General features: G+C 67.6%; 18 protein-coding genes. 16 read left to right on the top strand and 2 right to left on the bottom strand.

The window, feature by feature from the left end; translation table 11 throughout:
• Positions 1-20 precede the first annotated feature (20 nt).
• From coaD to G6N18_RS07970, 15 genes are all read left to right on the top strand, one after another.
• Positions 21-500 carry a pantetheine-phosphate adenylyltransferase gene (coaD, locus tag G6N18_RS08040; protein ID WP_067225096.1) on the top strand — a complete coding sequence of 160 codons (480 nt, stop codon included), beginning with the start codon at positions 21-23 and terminating at the stop codon, positions 498-500.
• Between the two features lie 85 nt (positions 501-585).
• Positions 586-1,152 carry a hemerythrin domain-containing protein gene (locus G6N18_RS08035; protein WP_067225095.1) on the top strand — a complete coding sequence of 189 codons (567 nt, stop codon included), beginning with the start codon at positions 586-588 and terminating at the stop codon, positions 1,150-1,152.
• A gap of 225 nt (positions 1,153-1,377) precedes the next feature.
• A complete protein-coding gene (gene sepIVA / locus G6N18_RS08030; RefSeq protein WP_082999792.1) occupies positions 1,378-2,115 on the top strand; it encodes a cell division protein SepIVA in 738 nt (245 codons plus the stop codon).
• A gap of 43 nt (positions 2,116-2,158) precedes the next feature.
• On the top strand, positions 2,159-2,734 hold the full coding sequence (locus G6N18_RS08025) for a YceD family protein (protein ID WP_067225093.1): 576 nt from the start codon (positions 2,159-2,161) through the stop codon (positions 2,732-2,734).
• On the top strand, positions 2,727-3,428 hold the full coding sequence (gene rnc / locus G6N18_RS08020; protein ID WP_067225092.1) for a ribonuclease III: 702 nt from the start codon (positions 2,727-2,729) through the stop codon (positions 3,426-3,428). The genes G6N18_RS08025 and rnc overlap by 8 nt, the downstream gene beginning before the upstream one ends.
• Positions 3,421-4,278, top strand: coding sequence for a DNA-formamidopyrimidine glycosylase (gene mutM, locus G6N18_RS08015; RefSeq protein WP_082999793.1), 858 nt, complete (start codon positions 3,421-3,423; stop codon positions 4,276-4,278). The genes rnc and mutM overlap by 8 nt, the downstream gene beginning before the upstream one ends.
• A 158-nt stretch (positions 4,279-4,436) precedes the next feature.
• The gene (locus G6N18_RS08010; RefSeq protein ID WP_082999794.1) at positions 4,437-4,853 is read left to right on the top strand and encodes an OsmC family protein; all 417 of its coding nucleotides are present in this window, start codon (positions 4,437-4,439) and stop codon (positions 4,851-4,853) included.
• Positions 4,837-5,121, top strand: coding sequence for an acylphosphatase (locus G6N18_RS08005; protein WP_082999795.1), 285 nt, complete (start codon positions 4,837-4,839; stop codon positions 5,119-5,121). Before G6N18_RS08010 ends, G6N18_RS08005 begins: the two co-directional genes overlap by 17 nt.
• 26 nt (positions 5,122-5,147) lie before the next feature.
• The gene (gene smc, locus G6N18_RS08000) at positions 5,148-8,735 is read left to right on the top strand and encodes a chromosome segregation protein SMC (RefSeq protein WP_179962382.1); all 3,588 of its coding nucleotides are present in this window, start codon (positions 5,148-5,150) and stop codon (positions 8,733-8,735) included.
• Positions 8,736-8,878: 143 nt separating this feature from the next.
• On the top strand, positions 8,879-10,231 hold the full coding sequence (gene ftsY, locus G6N18_RS07995; RefSeq protein WP_082999797.1) for a signal recognition particle-docking protein FtsY: 1,353 nt from the start codon (positions 8,879-8,881) through the stop codon (positions 10,229-10,231).
• A 161-nt stretch (positions 10,232-10,392) separates the two neighbouring features.
• Positions 10,393-11,757, top strand: coding sequence for an ammonium transporter (locus tag G6N18_RS07990; protein ID WP_067225086.1), 1,365 nt, complete (start codon positions 10,393-10,395; stop codon positions 11,755-11,757).
• Between the two features lie 33 nt (positions 11,758-11,790).
• A complete protein-coding gene (locus G6N18_RS07985; RefSeq protein ID WP_018600748.1) occupies positions 11,791-12,129 on the top strand; it encodes a P-II family nitrogen regulator in 339 nt (112 codons plus the stop codon).
• An 81-nt stretch (positions 12,130-12,210) separates the two neighbouring features.
• Complete coding sequence (locus G6N18_RS07980; RefSeq protein ID WP_067225143.1) at positions 12,211-14,679, top strand: [protein-PII] uridylyltransferase; 2,469 nt, start codon at positions 12,211-12,213, stop codon at positions 14,677-14,679.
• 21 nt (positions 14,680-14,700) lie between these two features.
• On the top strand, positions 14,701-16,269 hold the full coding sequence (gene ffh / locus G6N18_RS07975; protein WP_067225085.1) for a signal recognition particle protein: 1,569 nt from the start codon (positions 14,701-14,703) through the stop codon (positions 16,267-16,269).
• A 2-nt stretch (positions 16,270-16,271) separates the two neighbouring features.
• Entirely contained in the window at positions 16,272-17,357 is a 1,086-nt protein-coding gene (locus G6N18_RS07970; RefSeq protein WP_067225084.1) for a metal-dependent hydrolase family protein, read from the top strand.
• A 167-nt stretch (positions 17,358-17,524) separates the two neighbouring features.
• On the opposite strand, the gene G6N18_RS07965 is transcribed toward G6N18_RS07970, so the two are convergent.
• Both G6N18_RS07965 and G6N18_RS07960 read right to left on the bottom strand, forming a co-directional pair.
• Positions 17,525-18,358, bottom strand: coding sequence for a D-alanyl-D-alanine carboxypeptidase family protein (locus tag G6N18_RS07965; protein ID WP_082999798.1), 834 nt, complete (start codon positions 18,356-18,358; stop codon positions 17,525-17,527).
• Between the two features lie 74 nt (positions 18,359-18,432).
• Positions 18,433-19,311: a D-alanyl-D-alanine carboxypeptidase family protein gene (locus G6N18_RS07960; protein ID WP_067225082.1), complete on the bottom strand. Its 879-nt coding sequence runs from the start codon at positions 19,309-19,311 to the stop codon at positions 18,433-18,435.
• A 32-nt stretch (positions 19,312-19,343) separates the two neighbouring features.
• On the opposite strand from G6N18_RS07960, the gene G6N18_RS07955 reads away from it, so the two are divergent.
• The gene (locus tag G6N18_RS07955; RefSeq protein ID WP_067225081.1) at positions 19,344-19,772 is read left to right on the top strand and encodes a nuclear transport factor 2 family protein; all 429 of its coding nucleotides are present in this window, start codon (positions 19,344-19,346) and stop codon (positions 19,770-19,772) included.
• Positions 19,773-19,816 lie beyond the last annotated feature (44 nt).

Below are 19,816 nucleotides of genomic sequence, written 5' to 3'. Positions count from 1 at the left end.
CCCTGATAGCGTCATCGCTCATGAGCGGCGCGGTATGCCCAGGCTCCTTCGACCCGGTGACCCTGGGTCACATCGACATCTTCGAGCGCGCGGCCGCCCAGTTCGACGAATTGCTGATCGCCGTGCTGGTCAACCCGAACAAAAAGGGCATGTTCACCCTCGATGAGCGCATCGCGATGATCGAGGAGTCCACCGAGCACCTGCCGAACCTGCGCGTCGAGTCCGGTCAGGGGCTCGTCGTCGACTTCGCCAGGAAGCGGGGCCTGACCGCGATCGTCAAGGGCCTGCGCACTGGCACCGACTTCGAATACGAACTGCAGATGGCGCAGATGAACAAGCACATCGCCGGCGTCGACACATTCTTCGTCGCCACCACACCGCAGTATTCGTTCGTGTCCTCGTCGTTGGCCAAGGAGGTCGCGACGCTGGGTGGCGATGTCTCCGACCTGCTACCCGGCCCGGTCAACAAGCGGCTGCAGGCCAAGCTTCGGCAGGGTTGATTTCCGTCGCCGCCGGGTAGGCGTTGGGTGGCGCACAGCCCATTCGCGCCCCTGACCACACCCGAATTCACCGGAGGTTTCTGCCATGGTCGAAACGTTCGTCCAGAACACCGACGACGTCGTGAAGTTCCTCACCGATCAGCACAACCTGATCAAGGATCTGTTCGACGAAGTGCTCGGCGCCTCGGAGACGAAAGCCCGCGAGAAGGCGTTCGCCGATCTTCGTCAGCTGCTCGCCGTGCACGAGACCGCCGAGGAAATGGTGGTACATCCGCGGGCCCGCAAGGAGGTGGCCGACGGAGAGTCGATCGTCGACGCCCGCCTCAAAGAGGAGCACGAGGCGAAGGAGTTCCTCTCACGGCTGGAGAAGATGGACGTCGGCTCCAAGGAGTTCGTCGACGAGTTGACGAAGTTCCGCGACGATGTGGTCGAGCACGCCGAGCACGAGGAGCACGAGGAGTTCAACAAGCTGCAGCGCAAACTCGACGGCGACGACCTCGGGCGGATGGCCAAGGCGGTACAGGCGGCCGAGGCAATCGCGCCGACCCATCCGCATGCCGGCGTCGAGTCGGCCAAGGCCAACTTCGCGGTTGGGCCGTTCGCCTCGATGCTCGACCGGGCCCGTGACCTCATCGGTGCAGCGCTGAAGTAGCTCGGCTTCCCGTCGCCCGCTCGTCGCGGCAACCGCGCGCTTGACATAATGCGCAGAAGCGATTCAACAGGCAGTTGCGGCTTGGAGAGCGGTGCGACGGAGCAAACCGCGGGTGTATGCCGAGGATAACCGAGGTCCGAGGCGACACACCGAGGCGGGAAGCCGAGTCACACGGGCAACACCAGGCACACTGGTAACTGTCAACTACGCCTGGAGGGTGTTGCCGTGTACCGAGTTTTCGAGGCGCTCGATGAACTGAGCGCGATTGTGGAAGAAGCCCGCGGCGTGCCGATGACGGCAGGGTGCGTGGTGCCCCGCGGCGATGTCCTCGAGTTGGTCGACGACATCAAGGACGCGATTCCCGGTGAGCTCGACGACGCCCAGGATGTCCTCGATGCCCGCGACGGAATGCTTCGCGAGGCCAAGGAGCATTCCGACTCGATGGTGTCGACGGCGACCGCCGAGGCCGACTCGCTGCTCAACCACGCGCGAGCCGAGGCGGACCGGCTGCTCGCCGACGCGAAAGCCCAGGCCGACCGCATGGTGGCCGAGGCCCGTCAGCACAGCGAGCGGATGGTCGGGGAGGCCCGCGAGGAAGCCAACCGCATCGCCGCCACCGCCAAGCGCGAGTACGAGGCCAGCACCGGCCGGGCCAAGTCCGAAGCCGACCGGCTCATCGAGAGCGGCAACCTCGCCTACGAGAAGGCCGTGCAGGAGGGCATCAAGGAGCAACAGCGGCTGGTGTCGCAGACCGAGATCGTGCAGACCGCGACGGGCGAGGCGACCCGGCTCATCGATTCGGCACATGCCGAGGCCGACCGGCTGCGCGGAGAGTGCGACATCTATGTCGACAGTAAGCTCGCGGAGTTCGAGGGCTTCCTCAACGGCACGCTGCGCTCGGTCGGGCGTGGCCGGCACCAACTCCGCACCGCCGCGGGCACTCACGACTACGCAGCGCGCTGAGCGCCGAGGGCCGCCAAAAGTCCTCGCCGTAAACTCGACACTCATGGCGACGCATGCCAAAGCGGCGACGCATCGCGCGTCACAATCGCCGCTCGTTATCAACATCTCCCGGCTGGGTCGGCGGCCCGGGGCAATGATGGCTGTCTCCGAGACGGTGCCCAGCCCGTCGCGGATCGGGCTGGACCTGATCGCCATCGAGGAAGGCGCCCCGCTGGCGCTCGACCTGCGGGTCGAGTCGGTGTCGGAGGGTGTGCTGGTCACCGGCACGGTCTCCGCGCCGACGGCGGGCGAGTGTGCACGGTGTCTGACGCCGGTCACCGGTGACGTCGAGATCGATCTGACCGAACTGTTCGCCTACCCCGACAGCGCCACCGACGAGACGACCGAGGCCGACGAGGTCGGTCGCGTGGTGGACGACACCGTCAACCTGGAGCAGCCGATCATCGACGCCGTCGGGTTGGCGCTGCCGTTCGTCCCGCTGTGCCGTCCGGACTGCGCCGGACTGTGCCCGGACTGCGGCGTGGCGTTGGCGGAGGCCGAACCCGGGCACCACCACGAGCGGATCGATCCGCGCTGGGCCAAGCTGGCCGGCATGCTGGACGAGGACACGCGTGACTGACCGCGCGGCGCTGCTGGCGGCGCTGGGTGTCGACCTGCCCGACGAGCTGCTCACCATCGCGCTCACCCACCGCAGCTACTCCTATGAAAACGGCGGTCTGCCGACCAACGAGCGACTGGAGTTCCTCGGCGACGCGGTGCTCGGGCTGACCATCACCGAGGAGCTCTACCACCGGCACCCCGACCGGTCGGAGGGCGATCTGGCCAAGCTGCGCGCCAGCATCGTCAACACCCAGGCGCTTGCCGAGGTGGGTCGTCAGCTGACCGAAGACGGGCTCGGCGCGTACCTGTTGTTGGGCAAGGGCGAGGAGAACTCCGGCGGCGCGAGTAAGGCCAGCATCCTGGCCGACGGGGTCGAATCCCTGCTCGGCGCAATCTTTCTCGAGCACGGCATCACGGTCGCCCGGCAGGTCATTCTGCGGTTGTTCGGCAAGCTGTTGGACACCGCGCCGACCCTCGGCGCCGGGCTGGACTGGAAGAGCAGCCTGCAGGAACTGACCGCATCGCGCGGGCTGGGCGCACCGAGTTACGTCGTCACCTCCACCGGGCCGGACCACGACAAGGAATTCACCGCGACGGTGGTCGTCACCGACACCGAATACGGCACGGGTGTCGGGCGCACGAAGAAGGAGGCCGAGCTGAAGGCGGCCGCGGCGGCCTGGAACGCGCTGAGCGCCGCCGAGGTAGATGCCTGAGCTTCCCGAGGTCGAGGTTGTCCGGCGCGGACTGGAAGCGTACGTCGTCGACAAGACGATCACCGCGGTGCGCGTCCACCATCCCCGCGCGGTGCGCAGGCACGAGGCCGGCCCCGCCGACCTGACTGGGCGACTGCTGAATTCCCGCATCGTCGGCACGGGCCGGCGGGGCAAGTATCTGTGGCTGATTTTGGACGACGGTTCGGCGCTGGTGGTGCATCTGGGGATGAGCGGGCAGATGCTGCTGGGCTCGGTGCCCAACGAGAGTCACTTGCGCATCGCCGCCCTGCTCGACGACGGCACGGCGCTGAGCTTCGTCGATCAGCGCACGTTCGGCGGCTGGATGCTCACCGAGATGGTCACCGTCGACGGCAGCGAGGTGCCGGTGCCCGTCGCTCATCTGGCCCGCGACCCGCTGGATCCGCTGTTCAACCGCGATGGTGTGGTTACGGTGTTGCGGCACAAGCACTCTGAGATCAAGCGTCAGCTGCTCGATCAGACGGTGGTGTCGGGCATCGGCAACATCTACGCGGACGAGGCGCTGTGGCGTGCCAGGACCAACGGCGCCCGGTTGGCGTCGTCGCTGACCCGGTCCAAACTGGCGGAGGTGCTCGACGCGGCCGCCGAGGTGATGCACGAGGCGCTGGAGCAGGGCGGCACGTCGTTTGATGCGCTGTATGTCAACGTCAACGGCGAATCCGGCTACTTTGACCGGTCGCTGGACGCCTACGGTCGCGAAGGTGAGCCGTGCCGGCGCTGCGGTGCGGTGATGCGGCGGGAGAAGTTCATGAACCGCTCGTCGTTCTACTGCCCGAAATGCCAACCCCGGCCGCGAGTGCGGGGCAACTAAACTGCGCTCCGTGGCGCCGCGGAGTCACAGCAGCCACTCCAGCCCCACTGCCCGACGTTTTCCAGCTCGCTTCTCGCACGATCTCTGCGAAACGTCGATCGCTGCGACGAGCGGTACAGCAGGGAATGAGGTGGGGGCACGCGCTGTACAAATAGTTCATGACGGAACTGTGGGTTGAGCGGACGGGGGAGCGCCGCTACACCGGCCGTAGCTCGCGGGGCGCCGAGGTGCTCGTCGGCAGCGAGGACGTCGATGGAGTGTTCACGCCGGGCGAACTGATGAAGATCGCGCTGGCGGCATGCAGCGGTATGGCCAGTGACGCGCCGCTGCGACGCAGGCTCGGCGACGACTACCGCACGACGATCCGCGTCTCCGGTCCCCCCGACCGCGAGCAGGAGCGGTATCCGCTGCTCGAGGAGCACATGGAACTGGACCTGTCCGGCTTGTCAGAGGCCGAGGTCGCGCGGGTACTCACGGTGGTCGAGCGCGCGATCGACCAGGTCTGCACCGTCGGCCGCACCCTCAAGTCCGGGACGAAAGTGACGTTTGAGGTACATGATGCAGGAGTTAGCTGAGGTACGCCTGACGGCATGGGTGCACGGCCACGTCCAAGGTGTCGGCTTCCGGTGGTGGACGAGGGCGCGTGCACTGGAACTCGGGCTGACCGGCTTCGCGGCCAACAAGCCCGACGGCCGGGTGCAAGTGGTCGCCGAGGGCCGACGTGAAGCGTGCCAGCGACTACTTGACCTGCTGCAAAGCGGTGAGGCGCCGGGTCGGGTCGACAACGTCGTCGCCGACTTCACAGAACCCCGCGACTCGCTAGATGGGTTCACCGAGCGCTAGCCCGAGCGGCGGTAGTGTGGCACGTCGTGCACCTCAAGAGTCTGACCCTGAAGGGCTTCAAGTCGTTTGCTTCGCCGACGACTCTGCGCTTCGAGCCAGGCATCACGTGCGTCGTCGGGCCCAACGGTTCGGGTAAGTCCAATGTGGTCGACGCGCTGAGTTGGGTGATGGGCGAACAGGGCGCCAAGACGCTGCGCGGCGGCAAGATGGAAGACGTCATCTTCGCCGGGACGTCGTCGCGGCCGCCGCTTGGCCGCGCCGAGGTCACGGTCACGATCGACAACTCCGACAACTCGCTGCCGATCGAGTACTCCGAGGTGTCGATCACCCGGCGGATGTTCCGCGACGGCGGCAGTGAGTACGAGATCAACGGCAGCAGTTGCCGATTGATGGATGTCCAGGAACTGCTGTCCGACTCCGGCATCGGCCGCGAGATGCACGTCATCGTCGGACAGGGCAAGCTCTCGGAGATCCTGGAATCGCGGCCCGAGGACCGGCGGGCGTTCATCGAGGAGGCAGCCGGCGTTCTCAAGCACCGCAAGCGCAAGGAGAAGGCGGTCCGCAAGCTCGATGCGATGTCGGCCAACCTCAACCGGCTGAGCGACCTGACCACCGAACTGCGCCGTCAACTCAAGCCGCTCGGGCGGCAGGCCGAGATGGCCCGTCGCGCCCAGACGATTCAGGCCGACCTGCGTGACGCCCGGCTGCGCCTGGCCGCCGACGACCTCGTCACACGCCGTGCCGACTTCGAGAACACCAACCAGGCCGAAACCACGCTGCGCCGCGAGCACGATGAGATCGCGACACTGTTGGACGCCAAGACCACGGAGCTGGCCGCCCATGAAGCGGCGGTCGCCGGCCTCAGCGAACGCGCCGACGCCGCACAGCAGACCTGGTTCTCGCTGTCGGCGCTCGCCGAACGAGTCAGTGCAACAGTGCGCATCGCCAGCGAGCGAGCGCAGCACCTCGAAATCGAGCCCGAGGCGTCGACGGGGCCTGATCCCGATGCCCTGGAAGCCCAAGCAAACGAAATCGCCGCCCAGGAGCGGCAACTGCTCGACGAGCTGACCGAATCCCGCGCGAAGCTGGAGGCGGCCCGTGCCGAGCTGGCCGAGCGTGAGCGCGTCGCCGCCGAGGCCGAACGTGCGCACATGGCCGCCGCGCGCGCAGAAGCCGACCGCCGCGAGGGCCTGGCCCGGCTGGCCGGCCAGGTAGACACCATGCGCACCCGCGTGGAGTCCATCGACGAAACCGTCGCCCGCCTCACCGGCGGCATCGACGAGGCGGCCGCCCGGGCCCAGCAGACCCAGGCCGAGTTCGAGACCGTGCAAAGCCGCGTCGGTGAACTCGACGCCGGCGAAGTCGGTCTGGACGAACACCACGACCGCACGGTGACCGCGCTGCGGCTGGCCGACGAACGCGTCGCCGAGCTGCAGGCCGCCGAGCGTGGCGCAGAACGTCAGGTCGCCTCGCTGCGCGCTCGCATCGAAGCCCTTTCGGTCGGTCTGGATCGCAAGGACGGTGCGGCCTGGCTACAGCAAAATCGTGGTGGCGCAGGGCTTCTGGGCTCGATCGCCAACCTGTTGAAGGTGCGCGACGGCTATGAGGTGGCCGTCGCGGCGGTGCTCGGTGCCGCCGCCGACGCGGTCGCCGCCGAAAGCCCCGGGGCCGCCCGCGCCGCGGTCGCGGCGCTCAAGGAGTCCGACGGCGGGCGGGCGGCGATCGTGCTCGGTGATTGGCCGAATCACGCGCCGCCGCAAGCTGAATCACTGCCCGTCGACGCCGTGTGGGCGGTGGAGCTGGTCGAAGCGCCGCCGCGACTGCAGGGTGCGATCCGGGCGATGCTCTCAGACGTCGTGGTGGTGTCGGAGCTGGCCGCTGCGCTCGACGTCGTCGCCTCGCGGCCCAAACTACGGGCCGTCACCACCGATGGCGATCTGGTCGGGGCGGGCTGGGTCAGCGGCGGGTCGGACCGCAAACCGAGCACGCTCGAGATCGCCTCGGAGGTCGAGAAGGCCCGCACCGAGCTGGCCGAGGCCGAGAGGCAGGTCGGCGAGCTGACCGCGGCGTTGTCCGGCGCGCTGACCGAACAGGCGAACCGTCAGGATACCGCGGAGCAGGCACTCGCCGCGCTCAACGAATCCGACGCCGCCATCTCGGCGATCTACGAGCAGCTGGGTCGACTCGGCCAGGACGCCCGCGCCGCCGACGACGAATGGCAACGGCTGATCCATCAGCGAAACGAGTTGGAGGCCAACCGCTCGCGCACCGTCGAGGAGCTCGCCGGGCTCGAGCAGCGACTGCACAACGCCCAGCAGGAGCCGACGTTCGAAGCGGAGCCCGTCAACCGCCAGGAGACGATGGCCGCCGCGGAGGCCGCCCGCAGTGCCGAGGTGGAGGCCCGGCTGTCGCTGCGAACCGCCGAGGAGCGTGCGAATGCCGTTCGCGGCAGGGCGGATTCGCTGCGCAGGGCGGCGGCCGCCGAGCGCGAGGCGAGGCTGCGCGCTCTTCGGGCCCGTGAATCGCGCCAGCATGCAGCGGCGGTGGCCGCCGCGGTCGCGGACTCGGGACGCCTTGTCGCACAACGGTTGAGCGCCGTCGTGGCCGTCGCGTCACGCGCTCGCGACGAAGTCGCCGCCGAACGTCAGCACCGCACCGCCGCGCTGGCCAAGACGCGCGACTTGGTCAACGAGCTCACCATCAAGGTCAACGGTCTGACCGAGGCGCTGCACAAGGACGAAGTCGCCAAGGCCCAAGCGGCAATGCGTATCGAGCAGCTCGAGGAGCAGATCCTCGAACAGTTCGGCATGGCGACCGATGATCTGGTCGCCGAATACGGCCCGGGTGTTCCACTGCCGCCTACGGAACTGGAGATGGCCGAGTTCGAGCAGGCGCGCGAGCGCGGCGAGCAGGTCACCGCGCCCGCCCCGATGCCGTTCGACCGGGCGACTCAGGAACGGCGCGCCAAGAAGGCCGAGCGCGAGCTCAACGAGCTGGGCCGGGTCAACCCCCTTGCGCTCGAGGAGTTCGCCGCGCTCGAGGAGCGCTACAACTTCCTGTCCACTCAACTCGAGGACGTCAAGGGCGCGCGCAAGGATCTTCTCGATGTGATCGATGACGTCGACGCGCGCATCCTGCAGGTGTTCACCGAGGCGTACACCGACGTGGAACGCGAGTTCCGCGGGGTGTTTTCTGCCCTGTTCCCCGGTGGTGAGGGCAGGCTGTTGCTGACCGACCCCAACGACATGCTCACCACCGGCATCGAGGTCGAGGCGCGTCCGCCGGGCAAGAAGATCAAGCGGCTGTCGCTGCTGTCCGGCGGAGAGAAGTCGTTGACCGCGGTCGCGATGCTGGTCGCGATCTTCCGTGCCAGGCCTTCGCCGTTCTACGTGATGGATGAGGTCGAGGCGGCGCTCGACGACGTGAACCTGCGCCGGCTGATCAGCCTGTTCGAGCAGCTGCGCGAGCGCTCTCAGCTGATCGTCATCACGCACCAGAAGCCGACGATGGAAGTCGCCGACGCCCTGTACGGGGTGACCATGCGCGACGACGGCATCACCACGGTGATCAGCCAGCGGATGCGTGGTCAGGAATTGGTCGCAGCCACCAACTAAGGCGCGCAGGGCCTTCTCGAGCTCTAACCGGTTGATCGTCTGCACCTGATGCGAGTAATCAACCCGTTAGTGGCCACTGACCGCGGCTCGCGGCCGTGGGGGCGTCACGGGTCACCGGCTACCCGCCTTGAGACAATGGCGCGGTGACAGAAGCTGCCTGGTTGGGTTTGTGGATCGCGATTGCGGTCATCGCCGTACTGCTGGTCGTCGCGCTGGTCGTTGGCCTGGTGCGATACCGGCGCCGCCGGATCAGTTTGAAGAAGGCCGACACGGCCACCCAGATCGACCGCTCCGGGGGCTACACAGCCTCGTCGGGCATCACGTTCAGCCAGTCCGCGCCGGCGAGGCCGGCCGAGCGGATCGACACCAGCGGGCTGCCCGCGGTCGGTGATGACGCCACGATTCCGCGGGACTCGCCCAAGCGCCCGATCGCCGACGTGCAACTTCCCGAGGCGCCGGTCGAGAAGCCCCCTGAGAAGCCCGCTGCGCCGCCGACCATCCCCGCGCCCGAGAAGCCGAGTGAACCCGCGGCGCCGACCGCTGCCGCCCCGGCCGCTCCCGCGCTCGACGAGATCGCGCCGACGGAAGGCCGGCTGGAGCGGCTGCGCGGCCGCCTGGCCAAGTCGCACAACGCGCTCGGCCGCAGCATGCTGGGCCTGCTCGGCGGCGGTGACCTCGACGAGGCGTCCTGGGAAGAGGTCGAGGACACATTGCTGATCGCCGACCTCGGGCCGGTCGTGACGGAGTCTGTGGTGTCGTCGCTGCGCGCCCGGATGGCCAGCAGCAACGTGCGCAGCGAGGCAGACGCCCGCGCCGTGCTGCGTGAAGTCCTGATCGCCGAACTGCGGCCCGACCTGGACCGGTCGATCAAGGCGCTGCCGCATGCGGACAAGCCGTCGGTGTTGTTGGTCGTCGGGGTCAACGGCACCGGCAAGACCACCACCGTCGGCAAGCTGGCCCGCGTGCTGGTCGCCGACGGACGCCGCGTGGTGCTCGGCGCGGCCGATACCTTCCGGGCCGCCGCGGCCGATCAGTTGCAGTCCTGGGCGTCGCGGGTGGGCGCACATGTGGTGCGTGGCGCGGAGGGCGCCGATCCCGCATCGGTGGCCTTCGACGCGGTCGACAAAGGCGTCGAGGACGGCGCCGACGTCATCGTCATCGACACCGCCGGGCGGCTGCACACCAAGACCGGACTGATGGACGAACTGGGCAAGGTGAAGCGGGTGGTCAGTCGCCGAGCCGAGGTCGACGAGGTACTGCTGGTGCTCGACGCCACGATCGGCCAGAACGGTCTGCCGCAGGCCAGGGTGTTCGCTGAAGTCGTCGACATCACCGGCGTCGTGCTGACGAAACTCGACGGCACGGCCAAGGGTGGAATCGTCTTTCGGGTGCAGCAGGAACTGGGGGTGCCGGTCAAACTGGTTGGGCTCGGGGAAGGCGCCGACGATCTCGCGCCGTTCGAGCCTGCGGCCTTCGTCGACGCGCTGCTCGGGTAGGCGTTTGGCCTCGCCGCGCCCGGCAGAAACACGAGCGTAACGCTTCTGGCGTGCGCGTTCACTTTCTGGAAACCGAACAGAATCACCGGTGAAACGCGAGCCGAAGAGTCTCTTCGGGAGGCCGATCCGATCGGCGTACTTCCCAAGGAGGTTCACACAAAGTGGTTTCAGCCTTACCCCTGGCTCTACCCGATGATGCGTTCGCGCCGTTCGGCCCGGAGGGCTTGAGCGCGGGCGACACCGCATGGGTGCTGATGGCCGCGGCGCTCGTGCTGTTCATGACGCCCGGTCTGGCGTTCTTCTACGGTGGGCTCTCCCGGCAGAAGTCGGTGCTGAACATGATGATGATGTCGTTCGGCACCCTCGGCGTCGTGAGTGTCATCTACGTGCTGTGGGGATACTCGATGTCGTTCGCATCGGCGCACACCGGTACCGGCGACATCCTCGGCGTATTCGACAATCCGTTCGCGCTTTTCGGGTTGAGTCCGCTACTGGAAACCAAGGAGATCGGCGAGAACACCCTCTACGTCCTCGGCGGCTTCGGCACGGTTCCCGCGATCGTCTGGGCCGGCTTCCAACTCACCTTCGCGGTGATCACGGTCGCCCTCATCAGTGGCGCGGTGGCCGAGCGGATGAAGTTCGGGACCTGGCTCGTGTTCGGCGGAATCTGGGCCACTCTGGTGTATTTTCCACTCGCCCATATGGTTTGGGGCGGCGGCCTGTTGTCGGCGGCCGGCAACGGCGTCGCGGCGAAGCTGTTCGGGGTGAACGAGGAAGGCATGGCGAACGTCGCTCCGATCGACTTCGCCGGCGGCACCGTGGTCCACATCAACGCGGGCATGGCCGCACTGGTACTCGCGCTGCTGCTAGGTAAGCGGACCGGGTTCGGCAGGATGGCCTATCGGCCGCACAACATTCCGTTCGTGATGCTCGGCGCTGCCATCCTGTGGTTCGGCTGGTTCGGCTTCAACGTGGGATCCGAAGGCGCGGCCGACATGATCGCCGGCCAGGTCTGGGTCAACACCACTGCCGCGACTGCTGCGGCGATGCTCGGCTGGTTGCTCGTGGAGCGGATCCGGGACGGTCACGCGACCAGTGTCGGCGCGGCCTCGGGCATTGTCGCCGGCCTCGTGGCGATCACTCCGGCCTGCGGTGCGCTGTCGCCGATCGGGTCGTTGATCCTGGGCGTCATCGCCGGTGTGTTGTCCGCTCTCGCAGTCGGCCTGAAGTACAAGTTCGGCTACGACGATTCGCTCGACGTGGTCGGTGTGCACCTGGTAGCGGGTCTGTGGGGCACGGTCGGCATCGGCTTCTTGGCGATGGAGACCGGCCTGTTCTACGGCGGTGGCATCCGACAACTCGTCGTGCAGGTGGTGATCGCGTTGGTGGCGGTCATCTTCACTGGCATCATGACGGCGATCATTGCCTTTATCGTTAAGCCGTTGGGCTGGCGCGTTACCGCGGAAGACGAGGACACCGGCATCGATGAGACCGAACATGCCGAAACCGCTTACGAGCTCGTCTGATCGGCAACAATTTCCTCGGAAGGGATCGACTACATGAAGCTGATTACTGCGATTGTCAAGCCGTTCACGCTCGAAGACGTCAAGACCGGGCTCGAGCAGACGGGGATCCTCGGGATGACCGTCAGCGAGGTTCAGGGGTACGGCCGGCAGAAGGGGCACACCGAGGTCTACCGCGGCGCCGAGTACTCCGTGGATTTCGTGCCGAAGGTGCGTGTCGAGGTGGTCGTCGAAGACTCCGCTGTCGACAAGGTGGTCGATGTCATCGTCCAGGCCGCACGGACGGGGAAGATCGGCGACGGCAAGGTGTGGGTGAGTCCCGTCGACACCGTCGTGCGGGTGCGAACCGGCGAACGGGGAGCCGACGCCCTTTGAGCCGCTTGAAGAACTGAGAGTTCGTCTCCCAACCGACCGATCACACCGTGAGCAGTTCTCGACAGGGCGGGAGTGGACGAGATGCCTGAGCAGAAACGCGATCCCGCCACCGGTGTGCCCCGATGGGTGGCACCGGCGGCGGGCTCGTCTCGGCCGGCGACCGACCTCGCCGCCGCGAGTAAGCAATTGTTGGCAGGCACTGCCCGCCAATTGGATTCGGCAGCCCTGCGGCAGGCGCTGCAGGATCTGTACGAATTCTGGCTCACGACGAAGGCCGCCGAGGTCGGCATCACACCCACCAGCGGCTTCGCCATCGTCGCGACCGGCGGCCTGGGCCGGGGTGAGTTCGTGCCGTACTCCGACCTCGACCTGACCCTGTTGCACGACAACATGCCTCCCGACGTGGTCGGGCAGGTTGCGGAGCTGTTGTGGTACCCGTTGTGGGACGCGAACATTCGTCTCGACCACAGTGTGCGGACGGTGCCGGAAGCGCTGAAGGTGGGCGGTGAGGACATCTCGGCGGGCCTGGCAATGTTGGAAGCCCGGCACATCGCGGGTGATGCGGACCTGTCGACGTTGCTGATCGGGGGCGCCCGCCGGCAGTGGCGCACCGGAATCGCCTCGCGCTTCGACGAACTCGTCGAACACACCCGAGCGCGCTGGCAGCGCAGCGGTGAGATCGCGCACCGTGCCGAGCCGGATCTCAAGTGTGGTCGTGGCGGTCTGCGCGACGTGCAATTGCTCAATGCGCTGGCGATCGCCCAGCTGACCGATGTGTACCCCAACCGGACCTCGGCCTCGCCGCTCGGAACGCTGGGGGAGGCCCATCTGGCGTTGCTCAACGTTCGGACCGAACTGCACAGGGTCGCCGGGCGCGGCCGCGACCTGCTGCTGGCCCAGCATGCCGACGAGATCGGCGCAGCACTGCACATCGGGGACCGCTTCGATCTGGCACGCACGCTGTCCGACGCCGCACGCACCATCAGCTTCTACGTCGACGCCGGTGTCCGCACCGCGGCGAACGCGCTGCCCCGCCGCGGACTCGCGTCGCTGCGCCGCCCCACCCGCCGCCCCCTCGACGAGGGCGTCATCGAGTTCGGCGGCGAGGTGATCCTCGCGCGCGACGCCCGTCCCGAACGCGATCCAGGCCTGATCCTGCGGGTGGCAGCCGCTTCGGCGACCACCGGGCTGCCCATGGCCGCGTCCACGCTGGCCCGGCTCGCCGAGGCTGCGCCCGAGCTCCGCACACCGTGGCCGCGGCAGGCCCTGAAGGACCTGCTGGTGATGCTCGCCGCGGGGCCGTCGGCGGTCGCCACGATCGAGGCGCTGGACCGCACCGGTCTGTGGGGCCGGCTGTTCCCGGAGTGGGGTGCGGTCCGTGACCTCCCGCCGCGTGACGTCGTGCACATCTGGACCGTCGACCGGCATCTTGTCGAAACAGTCTCCCGGGCAAGCGCTTTCACCACGCGGGTGTCCCGCCCCGACCTGTTGATGCTCGGCGCGCTGTGCCACGACATCGGCAAGGGACGCGGCGGTGATCACAGCGTCATCGGTGCCGAGTTGGCCACCCAGATTGGCACCCGACTGGGCCTGTGGCCCTCGGACGTCGAGGTGTTGTCAAAAGTTGTACGCCATCATCTTCTGTTGCCGCACACCGCGACGCGGCGCGACCTGCAAGACCCGAACACGATCGCGTCGGTGGTGGACGCCCTCGACGGCGACGCCGTGCTGCTGGAATTGCTGCACGTGCTCGCCGAAGCGGATTCGCTGGCGACGGGGCCCGGCGTCTGGGGCGACTGGAAGGCGTCGCTGATCGGCGACCTGGTCCACCGGTGCAAGATGGTGATGGCCGGCGAGCCGCTGCCCGAACCGGATCCCATTGATCCGCGGTATCTTTCGCTGGCAGCCGAGGTCGGTGTGCACGTCGAGTTGACGCCTGTGGACAGCCCGCACATCTACAACGTCACAATCATCGCGCCGGACAGACGGGGGCTGCTGTCGAAGGCGGCCGGCGTGCTGGCGCTCAATTCGCTGCGGGTGCACTCGGCGTCGGTCAACGGTCACGAGGGCTCGGCGATCAACACGTTCGTCGTCTCACCGCATTTCGGCTCCCCACCGGCCGGCGAGCTGCTGCGTCAGCAGTTCATCCTCGCCCTCGACGGCGAACTCGACGTCCTCGACTCGCTCGATCGTCGTGATCGCGACGCCGCGCAGCACGGCACCGCCCGTGCGGGTGAGGTGTTGGCGGCCGTCCCGATCAATCACGTCACCGCTCCACCGCGCATCCTGTGGTCGGAGGGCGCGCACCCGGGCGAGCTGATCGTGCAGATCCGAAGTACCGACCGCGCCGGTCTGCTGGCGAGGCTCACCGCGGTGTTCGAGCGCGATGGCGTCGACATCGCCTGGGCGAAGGTGACCACGCTGGGCTCCTCGGTCGTGGACGTGTTCGGCATCACCGCCGGCCCGGCCGTTCGCGACGAGATCGAGCGTGACCTGTACACGGTGCTGCCGGCGCCGCCGCCCGCCAAGGCGGTCTCCGAGGCCAGTTAGGCTAGGCCGCAGGAGGCTTAAGTGTTTGAATCCCTGTCCGACCGGTTGACCGGCGCCCTGCAGGGGCTGCGCGGCAAGGGGCGGCTGACCGACGCCGATATCGATGCGACCACCCGTGAGATCCGGTTGGCGTTGCTGGAAGCCGACGTGTCGCTGCCCGTCGTGCGCGCTTTCGTCAACCGCATCAAGGAGCGTGCCCGCGGCGCCGAGGTGTCCGGTGCCCTCAACCCGGCCCAGCAGGTCGTCAAGATCGTCAACGAGGAACTGATCGGCATCCTCGGCGGGGAGACCCGCACGCTGGCGTTCGCCAAGACTCCGCCGACCGTGATCATGCTGGCCGGTCTGCAAGGCTCCGGTAAGACGACCTTGGCCGGAAAGCTCGCGAAATGGCTTCGTGGGCAAGGACATACGCCCCTTCTTGTGGCGTGCGACCTGCAGCGGCCCGGGGCCGTGAGTCAGCTGCAGATCGTGGGCGAGCGTGCCGGCGTCGCGGTCTTCGCGCCGCACCCCGGCGTCGGGCCCGAGGGCAGCGGCGGATCGGCGCCCGGTGATCCGGTCGCGGTTGCCGCCGCCGGTCTCGCCGAGGCCAGGGCCAAGCATTTCGACGTGGTCGTCGTCGACACCGCGGGTCGCCTCGGTATCGACGACGAGCTGATGGGTCAGGCCGCCGCGATCAAGCAGGCCGTCGACCCGGACGAAGTGATCTTCGTGCTGGACGCGATGATCGGCCAGGACGCCGTCACGACCGCCGAGGCGTTCCGCGAGGGCGTGGGCTTCACCGGCGTCGTGCTGACCAAGCTCGACGGCGACGCCCGCGGCGGGGCCGCGCTGTCGGTCCGCGAGATCACCGGTGTGCCGATCCTGTTCGCCTCGAGCGGAGAGAAGCTCGAGGACTTCGACGTCTTCCACCCCGATCGGATGGCCAGTCGCATCCTCGGCATGGGCGACGTGCTGTCGTTGATCGAGCAGGCCGAGCAGGTCTTCGACGCCCAGCAAGCCGAGGCGGCGGCCGCCAAGATCGGCAGCGGCGAGCTGACGCTGGAAGACTTCCTCGAGCAGATGCTGGCGATCCGCAAGATGGGCCCGATCGGGAACCTGCTGGGCATGCTGCCCGGCGCGGGCCAGATGAAGGATGCGCTGGCCGCCGTCGACGACAAGCAACTCGATCGCCTGCAGGCGATCATCCGCGGCATGACACCCGAGGAGCGCGCCGATCCCAAGATCATCAACGGCTCGCGCCGGCTTCGCATCGCCAACGGCTCCGGTGTGACGGTCGGCGAGGTGAACCAGCTTGTCGAGCGGTTCTTCGAAGCCCGCAAGATGATGTCGCAGATGGCCGGGCAGATGGGAATGCCGTTCGGCCGCAAGCCATCCAACCGCAAGGGCAAGAAGGGTAAGAAGGGGCAGAAGGGCCGCAAGAAAGGCAGCGGACCGACGCCGCCGAAGGCGCGCAATCCGCTCGGCGCAGGAATGCCGGGGATGCCCGCGGGGTTTCCCGATCTGTCCGATATGCCCAAGGGCCTAGACGAGCTCCCACCGGGGCTGGCCGACATCGACCTGTCCAAGCTGAAGTTCCCGGGCCAGAACTAGGGATGCGACTCCATGTGCGCGGTCGGGGACTTCCCGACGAAGAGCCCGTGGAGTGGTGGATCGTCGACGGTGTGCTGAGCGCCGAACCGGTGAGCGGTGCGCAGACCGTCTTCGGCGCTGACCGGGCCGACGGCTGGATACTCCCCGGACTCGTCGATGCGCACTGCCACGTCGGACTCGGTGCGCACGGCCCGCTCGACAACCTCGACGACTGCATCGAGCAGGCCGAGGTCGAACGCGATGCGGGTGCGCTGCTGCTGCGCGACTGCGGATCGCCCGTCGACACCCGCAGCCTCGCCGACCACGACGAGCTGCCCGAGATCATCCGGGCCGGGCGCCACCTCGCCAGGCCGAAGCGCTACCAGCGTGGATTCGCGGTCGAACTCGAAGACGAATCCGCGCTGCCGGCCGCGGTGGCCGAGCAGGCGCGGTTCGGTGACGGCTGGGTCAAGCTCGTCGGCGACTGGATCGACCGGGAGGTCGGCGATCTGGCACCGCTGTGGTCCGACGACGTGCTCGAGGCCGCAATCGATGCCGCCCATGACAACGGTGCCCGCGTGACCGCCCATGTGTTTGGCGAGGACGCCCTACCGGGGTTGATCAAAGCCGGTATCGATTGCATCGAGCACGGCACCGGGCTGACCGACGACACCATCGACCTGATGGTCGAGCACGGCACTGCACTGGTGCCGACGCTGATCAACATCGAGAACTTTCCGGGCATCGCCGACGGCGCCGCCAAATTCCCGACATATGCCCGTCATATGCGCGATCTCTACGAGCGGTGTGCGTCGCGGATTGCCGCCGCCCGTGAGGCGGGCGTGCCGATCTACGCCGGCACCGACGCTGGCAGCATGGTTGCCCACGGTCGGATCGCCGATGAGATCGACGCGCTCAAAAGCATCGGCATGAGTGCCACCGACGCGTTGGGTGCTGCCTGCTGGAGCGCCCGCGACTGGCTGGGCCGGCCGAGTCTCGAGCACGGAGCACCCGCAGACCTGGTGTGCTACGCCGACGATCCGCGGCTCGGCGCCTCCGTCGTCAACCACCCGGATCTCGTCATCCTGCGCGGCCGCACCTTCCCCTAGCCGCGAGCCCATTACCGCGAGCGCGCGTGTCTGCACCCGACACACCGCGGCAATTCCTGCAGTTGCGCACGCTCGTCGCACGTGAAAGTGCGTGCAGCGCTGAAGATTTGCGGTGTGTCGGGTGCAGACACGCACGCTCGCGCAACTAGGCAACTGGGCAAGGAAACTCAGGGGTGGGCGAAGCCCCAGTCGAAGAGGTCGATTGCCTGGCCGTAGAGGTCGCCGTTGCCGTACAACTGCGCGACCACGAGTCGGCGACCGTTGCGTTGTGCGGCGGCGACGAACGTGTCGCGGGCCAGGTTTGTGTAGCCGGTCTTGCCGACGAGCGTGCCCGGATACCTCTTGAGCAACTCGTTCTGGTTCGTGATGGTCTTCGGGCCGTCGTCGGTCGGAAACAGCGACGACGGCTGGCGCACGATCGCGGCGAACGCGGGATACCGCAGCGCTTGACGGTAGATCATCGCGAGGTCGTTGGCCGTGGTGACCGACTCCATTCCAGGATCGTCCAGTCCCGACGGGGATGAGGCTCGGGTGTTGCGCGCCCCCAGGCCCGACGCCTTGGCGTTCATCTTCGCGACCGCGACTCGATAGCCGCCGAGACCGTCGGCAAGCACATTGGCGGCGTCGTTGCCCGACACCAGCATCAGCCCGTCGAGCAGTTGACGCACCGTGTAAGCCCGTCCCGCTTTCACTCCCGCACAGGAACATTCGACGTCGGCGGCCGCCGGACTGGCCCGGATCACCCCGTTGAGCGGAAGCTGGTCGAGCACGACCATGGCGAGCAGCGCCTTGATGGTGCTCGCGGGCGCGTGCGGCTCATGGGGGTTGCGTGAAGCAAGGATCCGGCCGGAATCGAGGTCGGCGAGCAACCAGGACTGCGCCGGTCCGTCCGGCAGCGCGACGGCGCCCGACGGTTCACTTCCCGGCTGGGCGGACGCCGGTGCAGCGACGCCGATGGCCGCTGTCAGCGCGATGGCCAACGCAGCCAACATGCCTCGCATGGCCGCCGAGCGTATCGCCCGCGTTCCCCGTCCCGGTCTCGGATGCGTTGCGATTCAGCAACTCAAGGAGGCGGTCACAGCGTGCCGATACTGGCTCCCGGGCTGAGCGCGAAACCCCAGTCGAACAGGCTCGCGGCCTGATCCCAGTATGTCGGCTGGCCGGGCTTGTCCATGCCGTACATCAACGCGACGACCAGTCGGCGGCCGTTGCGTTCGGCGGCGCCGACGAAGGTCTTCTGGGCGCGGTCGGTGAATCCGGTTTTCCCGCCGAGCGTGCCCGGATACCGCTTGAGCAGCTCGTCCTGGTTGACCAGGACCTTGTCGCCGGTCTCGGTCGGAAAGACGGCGGTCGGCTGCGCGGTGATCGAGGCGAACACCGGGTTGGCCATCGCGGCGCGGAAGATGACCGCCAGATCGTGCGGCGACGACCACATGTCGATACCGGGGCCGTCGAGGCCCGACGGCGAGCCCACGTTGGTGCCGTGCGCGCCGAGCAACGCGGCCTTGGCGTTCATCTTGGTGATGGCGACGTCGTGGCCGCCGAGCATGGTGGCCAACGTGTTGGCCGCGTCGTTGCCCGAAACCAGCAGCAGCGCCTCGAGCAGTTGGCGCGCCGTGTAGACCATGCCGGGCGTCACACCTGCGCAGTTGCATTCGACCTGGGTGTCGGCCTCGTTCGCGACGACGGTGGCGTCGAGGGGCAGTTCGTCGAGCACTGTCAGCGCCAGCAGCACCTTGATCGTGCTTGCGGGCGCGTACTGGCCGTATTCGTCGCGTGCGGCCAGCACGGCGCCACTGTCCATGTCGGCGAGCACCCACGCCTGCGCGGGCCCGTCGGGGATCGGCACCGATCCCGACGGTTGGTTGACGCCGATAGGCGCGGCGGCGGCGACGGTGGTTCCCGCCGCGACCAGGCTCAGCAGGGTCGTCAAGCAGATCAACAGCTTCCGCATGGGCAGGCAGCCTAGTCGTGTTCAATCGACGCATGTTGAGCCTCGAGGAGATTTCGGACCGCTTGGAAATACAGCAACTGCTGATCGACTACTCCACGGCGATCGATCAGAAGCGATTCGACGACCTCGACCGGGTGTTCACCGCCGACGCCTACATCGACTACCGCGTCACCGGAGGCATCGACGGCCGTTACCCGGAGGTGAAGGTCTGGCTGACGGAAGTGCTGCCGAACTTCCCGGCGTACTACCACATGCTCGGCAACGTCGACGTACGCATCTCCTACGATCCGGCCGGCGACACCGCGTCCTCGCGCGCCGTCTGCTTCAACCCGATGGTGATGGGCGGGGAGGGCCAGATCTACTTCGTCGGGATCTGGTACGTCGACGAGTTCGTGCGTACCGCCGAGGGCTGGCGGATGAGCAGGCGCGTCGAGGAGAAGTGCTTCGACAAGCTCGTGTGAGCCCCATAGGAGGCCGTTAATGGGTTGATTGCCCCCGCAGGGGT

This window comes from Mycolicibacterium celeriflavum (assembly GCF_010731795.1).
Taxonomy (GTDB): Bacteria; Actinomycetota; Actinomycetes; order Mycobacteriales; family Mycobacteriaceae; genus Mycobacterium; species Mycobacterium celeriflavum.
Note: the sequence above shows the minus strand (reverse complement) of the source record. Positions and strands in the feature narration are given on the sequence as shown.